At 68.7% G+C, this 12347-nt stretch carries 8 protein-coding genes; 6 read left to right on the top strand and 2 right to left on the bottom strand.

Annotation, left to right across the window (positions count from 1 at the left end; translation table 11 throughout):
- Positions 1–31 precede the first annotated feature (31 nt).
- Positions 32–439, bottom strand: coding sequence for a TssQ family T6SS-associated lipoprotein (locus tag ASC92_RS12790; protein WP_056515663.1), 408 nt, complete (start codon positions 437–439; stop codon positions 32–34).
- A gap of 131 nt (positions 440–570) precedes the next feature.
- Here ASC92_RS12790 and tssJ point away from each other — a divergent pair, with 131 nt between their 5' ends.
- From tssJ to ASC92_RS12760, 6 genes are all read left to right on the top strand, one after another.
- The gene (tssJ, locus tag ASC92_RS12785; RefSeq protein ID WP_056515661.1) at positions 571–1089 is read left to right on the top strand and encodes a type VI secretion system lipoprotein TssJ; all 519 of its coding nucleotides are present in this window, start codon (positions 571–573) and stop codon (positions 1087–1089) included.
- Between the two features lie 254 nt (positions 1090–1343).
- Complete coding sequence (gene tssK / locus ASC92_RS12780) at positions 1344–2639, top strand: type VI secretion system baseplate subunit TssK (RefSeq protein WP_235505825.1); 1296 nt, start codon at positions 1344–1346, stop codon at positions 2637–2639.
- Between the two features lie 8 nt (positions 2640–2647).
- Positions 2648–4054, top strand: a complete 1407-nt coding sequence (locus ASC92_RS12775) for a DotU family type VI secretion system protein (protein WP_056515654.1) — start codon at positions 2648–2650, stop codon at positions 4052–4054.
- Positions 4054–7719, top strand: a complete 3666-nt coding sequence (gene tssM / locus ASC92_RS12770; protein WP_056515651.1) for a type VI secretion system membrane subunit TssM — start codon at positions 4054–4056, stop codon at positions 7717–7719. Before ASC92_RS12775 ends, tssM begins: the two co-directional genes overlap by 1 nt.
- A 338-nt stretch (positions 7720–8057) precedes the next feature.
- Positions 8058–8771 carry a type VI secretion system-associated protein TagF gene (gene tagF, locus ASC92_RS12765; protein WP_056515647.1) on the top strand — a complete coding sequence of 238 codons (714 nt, stop codon included), beginning with the start codon at positions 8058–8060 and terminating at the stop codon, positions 8769–8771.
- A gap of 46 nt (positions 8772–8817) precedes the next feature.
- The gene (locus ASC92_RS12760; RefSeq protein WP_056515643.1) at positions 8818–10767 is read left to right on the top strand and encodes a serine/threonine protein kinase; all 1950 of its coding nucleotides are present in this window, start codon (positions 8818–8820) and stop codon (positions 10765–10767) included.
- 31 nt (positions 10768–10798) lie between these two features.
- On the opposite strand, the gene ASC92_RS12755 is transcribed toward ASC92_RS12760, so the two are convergent.
- The gene (locus tag ASC92_RS12755; RefSeq protein ID WP_056515641.1) at positions 10799–12343 is read right to left on the bottom strand and encodes a YifB family Mg chelatase-like AAA ATPase; all 1545 of its coding nucleotides are present in this window, start codon (positions 12341–12343) and stop codon (positions 10799–10801) included.
- Positions 12344–12347 lie beyond the last annotated feature (4 nt).

Here is a 12347-nt window from a genome sequence, read left to right as displayed (position 1 = left end):
AGCAGCGGCTGCAGGGCCGCGGTGTTTTTCATCAACGCTTCATTCGCTTGGCGGCCTCGAACGCAGGCCCCCACACCGGATGCTTGCGCTCCGCCACGTTGAGTTCGAAGTTCGGGAACGCATCGAGGATCTTGCGGAACTGCGTGCGGCATTCGGCCACCTGGTTGGCCACGCAGTAGCTGAAGGCTTCGAGCTTCATCGCATCGAGCCGCATGGCGGGCTCGGCGGCGTCGAACACCGACACGCCGCCGCTCTTGAGCGTGCTGACGGCCTTGGCATAGTCGCCTTCGTCATAGGCCTGCTGCGCGCGTTCGAGCGTGGTGCGCGCCACTTGCTGGCTCAGCCGTTCGGGCTGCGGTGCGGGATCGGGCGGTGGTGTGGTCGTGCAACCCGCGATCACCAAAAGAGCGAGTGCCAGAGCAGGCAGACATGACTTCAATCTTCTCTCCTACCTTGCAAAAGGCAATGCTTGAGTAGTGTGCCGCTCAGTTGCGGCATGCACGCGATGCGCCATCGTAAGGGCGCGCATGACTTCGATAATATAGGCCGCGAACCCTCGGGAAGATTTCAATGCATCGACGAAGCTTGCTACAAGGCGCACTTGCAACCACACCGTTGTTTACGGGCCTCATCAGCGGATGTGCATCGACGGCCAAGTCCATGCCCACGCCCTATGCCATCACCGTGAAGATCGACGATGGCGTCAACCCCGACGGACGCGGCCAGGCCGCGCCGATTCTCGTCAAGGTCTTCGAACTGAAATCTTCCGGTAACTTCGAGACGGCAGACTACTTTGCACTACAGGACCGTGACCGCGAGACGCTCATGACCGAGCTCGTGAACGCCGACCAGGCCATCATGCGCAGCGGCGAAGAGCGCGTGTTCAAGCGCGAGGCGGGACTCGACTCGCGCGCCATCGGCATCATCGCGGGCTACCGCAAGCTGGAGGCCGCGCGCTGGCGCATCGTGCTGCCATTGAAGGAGCCAAAGCAAACCAACCTGTACAAGGTGTGGCAGTTCTCGCCGAGCGAGCAGGCCGTGCGTGTCGCAATCCGCAAGACGGGCATCGAGCTGCTACCAAGTCGTTAATTTTTTCACGAAATTTTGATTTGCTAGTACGAAAGTGCGAAAAATTAGCTAGCGAATTGCGGTGCAAAACGTAAGACGCGCCGTGTAGCATCAAGAGCAAAACAAGTGGACCGGGAGGCCGCTCCTCAGCGCATCTTCCGCTTCGACGTGAGCACTCCCCAGGAGGTCTTTTGGTGACAGTTCGCAATCCGGGCGCCGCAAAGAACGGCGCCCATCCGCAGGCGTTGGCGAATCGCGTGGTGTGGTCCGAAGGGATGTACCTGCGGCCGCAGCATTTCCAGCAAATGGAACGCTATGTCGAGCAGTACGTGACCCGGCGTACCGCAGGCCTGCAAGGCGCCTATTGGGGTTGGCTGCATCTCGAGATCGATCGCGACGCGTATGCGCTGGGCCGCGTGTCGCTGCTCGGCGGCGCGGGCGTGATGCCCGATGGCACGCCGTTTTCGTTCGGCGCCGAAGACGCGCCGCTGCCTTACGAAGTACCGAACGACCTTACCGACGAACTCATCGTGCTCGCGCTGCCGCTGCGCAGGCCGGGCAGCGAAGAAGTCATCTTCTCGGAAGACGAAGGCTCGGCCGCGCGCTTTGGCGTGATCGAGCGCGAGGTGAACGACGGCAATGCCGTTGCGCTCGGCCCCGCCGTGCTGCAGCTCGCTTCGCCGCGCCTGCGCCTGGCGCGGGCTTCTTCGCTCACCGCGGAGTGGCAAGCCATCGGCGCGGTGCGCGTCATCGAGCGGCGCACCGACCACAAGCTGATGGTCGATGCCAACTACATTCCGCCGGTGCTCGATGCCTCGGCGCACGCGATGCTGCGCAGCATGGTCGCCGAGCTGCACGGCCTGCTCACGCAGCGCTCCGAGGCATTGGCCTCGCGGCTGTCGCAGCCAGGGCGCGGCGGCGTGAGCGAAGTCTCCGACTTCCTGCTGCTTGAACTGGTCAACCGCTATCTCGCGCTCACGTGGCACGCACAGCAGGCCGTGCAGGTGCACCCCGAGGAACTGTTCGTCGACTGGCTCAAGCTCGCTTGCCATCTGGCCACGCACACCTCGCCCACGCGCCGTCCTGTGCTGTGGCCGGTGTACGACCACGACAACCTCAACGATTGCATCCGCCCCTTGCTGGAAGAGCTGCGGCGTTCGCTGTCGGCGGTGCTCGAACAGAGCGCGATCGCCATCGAACTCGAAGAGCGCAGCCACGGCGTGCGCGTGGGCCGCATGCCCGACCCGGTGCTGGTGCGCAACGCGGGCTTCGTGCTCGCGGTGCATGCCGACCTGCCGGCCGATGCCATCCAGCAGCGCTTCCCCACGCAGGTGAAGATCGGTTCGGTCGAGCGCATCCGCGACCTCGTGCAGCTGCAGCTGCCGGGCGTGGTGGTGCGGCCGCTGCCGGTGGCGCCGCGGCAGATTCCGTACAACGCGGGCTACCACTACTTCGAACTCGACAAGAGCGGCGACATGTGGCGACAGCTCGAAAAGTCCGGCGGCGTGGCGATGCACCTGGCTGGTGACTTTCCCGGGCTGGCCATGGAGTTCTGGGCCATCCGTCCGTGAGGGAGTCTATGAACGGTGTCAACGACTTGGCCGTCGGCCCGGGCGGTTTCGTGCCGCCGAACCCCGGCGGCGGCAACGCGAGCAGTGACGCAGGCGGCATGCCTTCCGCCTCGCGCAGCGGCGGTATCGGTGGCCTCGGCGCGCAGCCCGAGTCCTTCACCGCGTGGCACGACGCGCGGCGCCCGCATGCGGGCGACACGGCGCTCGCGGGCAACAACCCGCTGGTGGCCGCGGCCAATCCGCTGCTCGACCTGATCCCGCAGATACGTGCCACCGGCCACCATGCCGCGCCCTCGCAACTGCGCGAGCACCTCGTCGACGAAGTGCGCCGCTTCGAGACGCGTGCACAGCAGGCGGGCATTTCGCCGGAAGTGATCATCGGCGCGCGCTATTGCCTGTGCACGGCGGTCGATGAGGCCGCCGCGCTCACGCCGTGGGGCGGCAGCATCTGGTCGTCGCAGAGCCTGCTGGTGATGTTCCACAACGAGACCTGGGGCGGCGAGAAGTTCTTCCAGCTGCTGTCGCGTCTGGTGCAGAACCCGCAGCAGCACCTGCACCTGATCGAGCTCATCTACTTCTGCCTGGCGATGGGCTTCGAGGGGCGCTTTCGCGTCATCGACAACGGCCGCACGCAGCTCGAGACGCTCAAGCAGCGGCTGCTGCAGATCATCCGGCAGACGCGCGGTGAAATCGCCGTGCCGCTGTCGCCGCACTGGCAGGACGCGAGCGCGCCCGTGCGCCGCACGCGCAACTGGCTGCCGGTGTGGGCGGTGGGTGCGGTGGCGGCGGTGCTGCTGGTGCTCGTGTTCGCGCTGCTCACGTTCAACCTGGCGGGCCATTCCGACGGCGCCTTCGCGGCCGTCAACGCGGTGCGCCTGCCGCAGACGGAGCGCGCCGTCGTCATGCCGGCGCCGACGCCGCGCCTGCAACGCTTTCTCGAGCCCGAGATCCGCGACGGACTGCTGACCGTGCGCGACGAGGCCGACCGCAGCGTGGTGGTGCTGCGCGGCGACGGCCTGTTCGCCTCGGGCTCCGACCGCGTGCTCGACCGCTATGTGCCGGTGCTCTCGCGCGTGGCCGATGCGCTCAATGCCGTGGAAGGCAACGTGCTGGTCAGCGGCTTCAGCGACGACCAGCCGATCCGCAGCGTGCGCTTTCCCTCCAACTGGCAGCTCTCGCAGGCCCGCGCCGACGCGGTGCAGAAGATGATCGCCACCCGCCTTGCGCGGCCCCAGCGCCTGCGCGCCGAAGGCCGCGGCGATGCCGACCCGATCGTGCCCAACGACTCCGCCGCCAACCGCGCGCGCAACCGGCGTGTCGAGGTGACGCTGCTGGTGGCGCCCGTGGCCGGCGTACCTGTGACTTCCGCATCCCCGTCCGTCGCTCCCGCGCCGCAGCCCGGAGGCACCCGCTGATGCTGCGCGCCATCTTCCGTTTTCTCATCAGCCGCGATCTGTGGGTCTTCCTGGGCCTGCTCGCGCTCGCCTTCCTGATCTGGATCATCGGCCCGGCCATCGCCGTGGGCCGCTACCGTCCGCTCGAGGACGAGATCGTGCGCATCGCGGTCATCGTGCTGATGTTCGCGATCTGGCTCGTGCGCGTCATCTACCGCAAGTGGCGCGAGCGCAGGCTCAATGCGCAGCTGCTCAACCAGCTGCGCACGCCTTCCAAGAAGGAGAAAGAGGCCAAGCCCGAGGACGCGCCCGAGATCAAGGAGTTGCAGAGCGGCTTCACCGACGCCACGGCCATCCTGAAGAACATGCGCTTCGGCTCGGACGCCGATGGCAAGCCCGCGAGCCGCTTCTCGCTGTTCGACCGGCAGTACCTGTACCAGCTGCCCTGGTACATCTTCATCGGCGCGCCGGGCTCGGGCAAGACCACGGCGCTGGTGAATTCCGACCTCGACTTTCCGCTTGCCGACCAGCTCGGCAAGGCCGCCGTGCGCGGCATCGGCGGCACGCGCAACTGCGACTGGTGGTTCACCAACGAGGCGGTGCTGATCGACACGGCGGGCCGCTACACCACGCACGAGAGCAACCGCGAGACCGACGAGGGCGAGTGGAAGGGTTTCATCGAGCTGCTGAAGAAGTTCCGCCCGCGCCAGCCGATCAACGGTGCGATCCTCACCATCAGCATCGCCGACCTGCCGCTGGCCGACGATGCGCAGCGCGCGCGCCATGCCATGGCGCTGCGCAAGCGGCTGCTGGAGTTGCGCAATGACCTGGGCATCGACTTCCCGGTGTACGTGCTGGTCACCAAGACCGACCTGCTGGCCGGGTTCAACGAGTACTTCGGCTCGCTGGGCCGCGCCGAGCGGCAGCAGGTGTGGGGCTTTACCTTCCCGATCCAGGGCAACCCGGCGAACGTGAAGGCCGGCAAGGGCAAGGGCGCGGCCCCGGTGAGCGGCGACCTGCGCGAGCGCTTCCACCAGGAATACAAGCTGCTGCACCAGCGCCTCGACGAGCGCCTGCCCGAACTGCTGGCGGCCGAGTCCGACCCGATGCGCCGCGCCCAGGCCTACCTGCTGCCGCAGCAGTTCGCGAGCTTCGAGGACATCCTCGGCACCTTCCTGGCCGACGTGTTCAACCCCTCGAAGTTCGAGGCCGCGTCGATGCTGCGCGGCGTGTACTTCACCAGCGGCACGCAGGAGGGCACGGCCTTCGACCGCGTGATGGGCGCCATCAAGCGCTACCTGCAGGTCAACGCGCCGCCGGCACCGCCGCCGGGTCCGGGCAAGAGCTACTTCCTGAAGGAGCTGCTGCAGCAGGTGATCTTCCGCGACGCGGGCGTGGCCGGCACCAACCTGAGCTGGTACCGGCGCAAGCGGGCCATCGACATCGCGGGCTACTGCGCCATCGGCGTGCTGCTGGTGCTGTTTCTCGGTGCCTGCGTGAACAGCTGGCGCAACAACAAGGACTACGTGGCCGAGGTCGACACCAACGCCAAGGCCTTCAACAAGGCGGCCGCGCGCGGCGAGCTGCCGACGGTGGTCGATTCGAGCGGCGACATCGCGAGCTCGCTGCTCATTCTCGACAAGCTGCGCGACCTGCCGAAGTCGAACCATTTCGACATCGGCGATCCGCCCACCTCCTACCGCTTCGGCCTCTACCAGGGCGAGAAGCTGCAGGCCGCGACCGATGGCGTGTACCAGCGCGCGCTCGAAACCGTGCTGCTGCCGCAGGCCGCGCAGCGCGTCGAGCAGTCGCTGCGCGAGGCCGCGAAGATTGATGCCGAGTACAGCTATGAAGCGCTCAAGGCGTACCTCATGCTGTACGACGCCGAGCGCTACGACGCCGACTTCCTGCAGGCCTGGCTGCTCACCGACGTGGACCGCAAGATCGGCGCCTCGCTCACGCGCGAGCAGCGCGCGAACCTCGAATCGCACCTGAAGGCGCTGTTCTCGGGACGCGTGGTGACATCGCCCTTCGCCAAGGACGACAGGCTCATCACGCAGACGCGCGAGCGCCTGGCCGGCGTGCCGCTGGCGCAGCGCTCTTATGCGCGGCTGCGCCGCATCCTGCTGCAGACCAGCCCGCCCAATGCCTTCACCATCGCCGAGGCGGGCGGGGCCGAGTCGGCGCTGGTCATCCGCCGTGCCAGCGGCAAGCCGCTGACCGACGGCATTCCCACGCTCTTCACCTACCGCGGCTACTGGGACATCTTCGACAAGCGCATCGCCGAAACCACGCTCTCGCTCGAGCAGGAAGACCGCTGGGTGCTGCAGATCCGCGCGCCGGGCATCGCCGACATCACCTCGCGCGAGCTGCTGCTGCGCGAGGTGCGCCGGCTCTACCTCACCGACTACATCAAGGTGTGGGACGACTACCTCATCGACATCCGCCTGGCCGACAGCCGCTCGCTGCTGCAGAGCATCCAGATGACGCGCGTGCTCTCGACCTCGGAGTCGCCGATGTCGCGGCTCATCCGCGGCGCGGCGCGCGAGACCGACCTGCTGCGCAACCACGACGAGGCCGCGCGCAGCCTGCTCGATCAGGCGCAGAACCGCGTGGCCAGCACGCGCGAGCGCATCGAGCAGCTCATCGGCCAGCCCGACGGCAGCCAGCGCCGCAACACGCGCGTGGACCGCCCCGAGTCGCTGGTGGACAACCACTTCGAGCCGCTGCGCCGCATGGTGACCGCGCCCAAGCAGGGCGGGCAGGCGCCCATCGACGCGACGGCCGCGCTCATCAACGAGCTCTACAACTTCCTCACCGCCACCGACACTGCGCTGCGCAGCGGCAACATCCCGCCCACCAGCGATTCGGTCACCAAGGTGCAGGCCGAGGCGGGGCGCCTGCCGGTGCCGTTCCAGGGCATGCTGAACGACCTGTCGGCCACCGCGTCGTCGAAGGCGGCGGCAGTGACGCGGCAGAACATCGGGCAGAGCGCGGCGGCCAGCATCGGCTCGTTCTGCAACCAGGCGATCGCGGGGCGCTACCCCTTCACGCGTGGCTCGAACCGCGACGTGGCCTCGGGCGACTTCGCGCAGCTGTTCGCGCCGGGCGGGATGATGGACGACTTCTTCCAGAAGAACCTCGTCACGCAGGTCGACACCTCGGTCAATCCGTGGGCCTTCAAGCGCGGCGTGGACGGCAGCGCGGCGGGGCGCTCGGCGTACCTCGATTCGTTCCAGAAGGCGCAGGCCATCCGCGACGTGTTCTTCTCGGGCATGGCGGGCAGCCGCACGCCCTCGTTCACCATCGACATCCGTCCCGAGGACATGGACGCGGCGCTCACGCAGTTCACGCTCGACATCGACGGACAGACGGTGCGCTACGCGCACGGCCCGCAGGCGCCGAGCACCGTCAAGTGGCCCGGCCCGCGCAACAGCAACCAGGTGCGCCTGCAGGTGACCACCGCCAACGGCACGCCGGCCGGCGGCATCGTGACCGAAGGGCCGTGGGCTCTGCACCGGCTGTTCGACAAGGCCTCGATCTCCGCGGGCAACTCGCCCGAATCGTTCAATGCGAGCTTCGACCTGCAGGGCAGGAAGGTGGTGCTCGCGGTGACGGCCAACAGCGTCTACAACCCGCTGCGCCTGCCGCAGATGAACAGCTTCTCGTGCCCCGGGAAATCCTAGGATGAAACCCCGCTCTTCTATTCGGTGCAGCGTGCGTTGTGCGGGGCGCGCTCACGCCGACGGGGTACCTTGCTCCGCGAATGTCCTCCGCCCTTCGGGCTCCTCCTTTATTTCGCTGCGCAAGGCACCCCATCGGCGTGAGCGATGGGCGCAGCGCTCGAACGGCCAACACAACGGCAGCGCCCATGTGCGAATGGCACTGGGTGCTCCCCGCAGCGAAATAAAGGAGGAGGCCGCAGGCCGGGGGACATTCGCGGAGGGGAGTACCCGGTGTCATTCGCACGCACCCCAAACGCTCCCGTTCTGGCGTCACGCGCCGACGCGGTAGAAAAACAGAAATGAACAGCAGCGTTCCCCCCCAAGCCTGGGTACCCGTCGACGAACAGATCGGCTGGTACGGCAAACTGCCGGCCGCCGGCGACTTTCTCTACCGCCGCATGCCGCGCGAGCTGCAGGCCTGGTGGGATCGCTGGATGCAGAACGGCCTGGGCAGCTTCAAACGCTGGCCCGATGCGATGACGCGGCACTACGCGGTGGCGCCGGTGTGGAACTTCGCCATTCCCGCCACGCATGGCGTCGACGCCGTGCAGTTCGGCTGCATCGCGCCGAGCTGCGACCGCGTGGGCCGCTACTACCCCGTGTGCATCACGCTGCAGGTGGCCGCGCAGGGCTACCGCCCCTCGGTGCTCGAAGGCTCGGCCGAGTGGTACTGGCAATGCGGCAGCGTGCTGCTGCAGGCCATTCGCCACGGGGTGGCACCCGACCAGTTCGACAGCCAGGTGCTGGCCGCGGGCCGCGCCGGCTTCCAGACCGCCAGCGGCGGCTCGGACGACATCCTCTCGATCCTCGGGCCCGCTGCCGGCGGCGCGAAGGCGCAGCAGCGCCTGGGCTGGCCCGAGCTTCCACTGTGTTTCGACCCCTTCGGCAGCACCAGCTACTGGTGGACCAACCAGGCCGATGGATCGCCGCTGCGCACCGCCGCCCATGGCGGCGGCCTCAACACACCGTTGTTTTCCAAGTTGTTTTCGCAGGGACACGTGCCATGGGCATGAAGCACCAGATGAGCCATGAGAGCGACCGCCCCGCAGGAGAAGAAGCATGACGACCACGACGCACGGCACCGCAAGCCCGCCGGCCGACACGCAGGAGGAACGGCCGCATCCGCTGGGCGTGAACCACCGGCTTGACGAATTCGAGCTGCTGGAGGTGATCGGCGAAGGCGGCTTCGGCATCGTCTACCGGGCCTACGACCACTCGCTGCAGCGCGAGGTCGCGATCAAGGAATACATGCCCTCGATGCTCGCGCGCCGCGTGGGCGACAACAGCGTGCACGTGCGTTCCGAGCGGGTCACGGCCACCTTCCAGGCAGGCCTGCGCAGCTTCATCAACGAGGCACGCACGCTCGCGCAGTTCAGCCACCCGGCGCTGGTGCGCGTGCATCGCTTCTGGGAGGCCAATTCCACCGCCTACATGGCGATCCAGCTCTACAAGGGCCGCACGCTGCGCCGCCTCGCCGAACAGGAGCCGGGCAAGATCGCCGAGCCCTGGCTGGTCGGCATGCTCGGGCCGCTGCTGGGCGCCCTCGAGACGCTGCACCGCAGCCAGTGCTTCCACCGCGACATCGCGCCCGACAACATCTTCATCCAGCAGGACGACCTGCCGGTGCTGCTCGACTTCGGCGCGGCGCGCAAATCGATCGCCGACCTCGTCGACGAGGTGGCGGTGATGGTGAAGTCGGGCTACTCGCCCATCGAGCAGTACGCCGACGACAACACGCTGCTGCAGGGCGCGTGGACCGACATGTATGCGCTGGGCGCGGTGCTGTACCGCGCGGTCACGGGCCATCCGCCGCCCTCGGCCGTGGTGCGCAGCGTGCAGGACGCCTACGTGCCGCTGTCGTCGATGGGCCGCGCCGACCTGAGCCCGGCCTTCTGCGCCGCGGTCGACCACACGCTGGCCGTGCACAGCAAGGACCGCACGCAGACCGTGGCCGCCTTCGCTGCCGAACTGGGGTTGGTGAAGCTCGGCGACATCTACGTGGGTGGCATGGGCGCGCCGACGGTGATCATTCCCACGGCGCCCGTGCCGGCAACGCCGCCGCCTCCGCCGCTGGTGCCGCAGCAGTTCTCGCCGGAGTCGGCGCCGGCGCCACTGGAACCGGTGCCGGTGGCGATGGCAGCGCCCGAGCTGCCGAAGGCGCCTGGCCGCAAGGTCGCGGCGCCCGCGCAGAAAAAGAAAACCACATTCCCGCGGTGGGGCCTGGTGAGCGGGCTCGTGATCGCGCTCGTGGCCGTGGGAAGCTGGATCGGCCTGCGCCTGACCTCGGGCATGCAGCAGCAGGACGCCAAGACCGCGATGGTGCCGGCGCCGCCACCGCCAGCCGCGCCGATGTCGAGCAGCACCGCGCCGCCGGTGGCGATGCCGCCCGCCACCGATGGCGTGCCGCCGCCCGTGGCCGGCGCACCCGCCGCACCGCAGCCCGCCGCGCCGGCCAGCGCGCCTGCTGCCGCCACCGGTCCGCTGGCGCCGCTGGAGGCCGTGCCGGTCGTCCCGCCGGCCACGCCGCCCGAATCTGCATTGGCCACCGCCGAGGCCGAAGACTGGAATCTCGCGCAGACCGAGAACACGCGCGAAGGCTACGAAGCCTACCTGCGCCGCTACCGCCGCGGCCTGCATGCGCGCGAGGCGCGCAACGCCCTCGCCGAGATCAACCGGCTCTCGCCGCCGTCCGTGCCCCTCGCACCGGGCACGCAGCCGCCGGGTACCACGGCCGTAGCGGGCGCGGCACCCGGCACGACGGGCGCCGCCCCCACCCCTGCGCCCGCGGCGGCGCCGGGCCTGGGCCGCGTGCAGTTCAACGTCCGCCCATGGGGCCAGGTGTTCGTCGACGGCGCGGACCGCGGCGTGAGCCCGCCGCTCAAGTCGCTGTCGCTGCGCCCGGGCATCTACAACATCGAAGTGCGCAACGGCGACCTTGAGGTCTACCGGCAGCGGGTGACGGTGCAGGACAGCAAGTCGGCGCCCGTGGTGGCGCACGAGTTCAAATAGCAGTGCGCCGGCGCGGGCGGCCGAGCCGCATTCACGTGCGGCTGTGCAGCGCCCTGCGGTACTGCACCGCCTCCGCCAGATGCTCGACCTGCACGGCCTCCGACGAGCCCAGGTCCGCAATCGTCCGCGCCACCTTCAGCGCGCGGTGCGTGCTGCGCGCCGACCATCCGAGCTTGGACGCCGCGTTGAACATGAACCGGCGGGCCGCGTCGTCGAGCCCGGCGTGCCGGTCGATCGCTGCGCCCTGCAGCGACTGGTTCGCGTACCCCTGCCGCAGCATCGCGCGCTCGCGCGCCCCGATCACCCGGCCGCGGATGCTTTCCGTCGATTCCCCCGCCGGGGCGTCGATTAGCAGCTGCGCCGACACCGCCGGCACCTCGATGTGCAGGTCGATGCGGTCCAGCAGCGGGCCGCTGAGCTTGCTCTGGTAGCGCGAGACCTGGTCGGGCGTGCAGCGGCAGGCCTTCGACGCGGAGCCCAGGTAGCCGCAAGGGCAGGGGTTCATCGCGGCGATCAATTGAAAGCGCGCCGGAAATTCGGCGCTGCGCGCGGCCCGCGAGATAGTGATCGTGCCGGTCTCCAGCGGTTCGCGCAGCGCCTCCAGCGCGGAGCGCGCGAATTCGGGAAATTCATCGAGGAAGAGAACGCCGTGGTGCGCTCTTGAAATCTCGCCGGGCCTCGGCGGAGAGCCGCCGCCCACCAGCGCCACCGCACTGGATGTGTGATGCGGCGAAGAAGTAGGCCGAGTCATCCAGCGCTGCGTCGCGAAGCGCCCGCCCAGGCTGGCCACGGCGGCGCTCTCCAAGGCCTCGTCGATGCTCATCGCGGGCAGCAGCCCGGCGAAGCGCTGGGCGAGCATGGACTTGCCCGAGCCGGGCTCGCCCATCATCAGCAGGCTGTGGCCACCGGCCGCCGCGATCTCCAGTGCACGCTTGGCGCTCGCGTGTCCCTTGACGTCGGCCAGGTCGGCATAGTGCGGCACGCCCGCCCCGGGCGCTGCACGGACCCGCGCCCAGCCGTCGGCCGGCGGGTCCGGCCACTGGGCGGCGGCCTCGCTGTCGGCGACGAACTGGCGCACCACGTCCAGCAGGTGCCGCGCGCCGTAGACCTCGCCGTCAGGCACCAGCGCGGCCTCCTGCGCACTGTCCAGGGGCAGCACCAGCCGCGTCGCCACGCCGCGCGTGTGCAGGGCCAGCGCCATCGCCAGGGCGCCGCGCACGGGCCGCAGTTCGCCCGACAGGGACAGCTCGCCCGCGAACTCGTGCCCGGCCAGCCGGGCGTTGTCGATCTGCCCGCTGGCCGCGAGGATGCCCAGGGCGATCGGCAGATCGAAGCGTCCCGAGTCCTTCGGCAGGTCCGCCGGCGCGAGGTTGACGACGATCTTCTTGTTGTTGGGGTACTCCAGCCCCGCGTTCTGAATGGCCGAGCGCACCCGCTCGCGCGCCTCCTTGACCTCTGTTTCCACCAGTCCGACCAGCGTGAAGCTCGGCAAACCGTTCGCCAGATGCACCTCGACAGTGACACTGGCCGCTTCCAGCCCCAGCAAAGCGCGGCTTTGCACCAAAGACAGTCCCATTCTT

The sequence above is a fragment of the Variovorax sp. Root411 genome (assembly GCF_001425205.1).
Taxonomy (GTDB): Bacteria; Pseudomonadota; Gammaproteobacteria; order Burkholderiales; family Burkholderiaceae_C; genus Variovorax.
This window is presented reverse-complemented; position numbering and strand designations above follow the sequence as displayed.

Excerpts from the sequence above, each read along its gene's own strand:
- tssJ (WP_056515661.1), top strand. The coding sequence starts at position 571 with ATGCATCGACGAAGCTTGCTACAAGGCGCACTTGCAACCACACCGTTG.
- tssK (WP_235505825.1), top strand. The coding sequence starts at position 1,344 with ATGTACCTGCGGCCGCAGCATTTCCAGCAAATGGAACGCTATGTCGAG.
- ASC92_RS12775 (WP_056515654.1), top strand. The coding sequence starts at position 2,648 with ATGAACGGTGTCAACGACTTGGCCGTCGGCCCGGGCGGTTTCGTGCCG.
- tssM (WP_056515651.1), top strand. The coding sequence starts at position 4,054 with ATGCTGCGCGCCATCTTCCGTTTTCTCATCAGCCGCGATCTGTGGGTC.
- tagF (WP_056515647.1), top strand. The coding sequence starts at position 8,058 with ATGAACAGCAGCGTTCCCCCCCAAGCCTGGGTACCCGTCGACGAACAG.
- ASC92_RS12760 (WP_056515643.1), top strand. The coding sequence starts at position 8,818 with ATGACGACCACGACGCACGGCACCGCAAGCCCGCCGGCCGACACGCAG.
- ASC92_RS12755 (WP_056515641.1), bottom strand. The coding sequence starts at position 12,343 with ATGGGACTGTCTTTGGTGCAAAGCCGCGCTTTGCTGGGGCTGGAAGCG.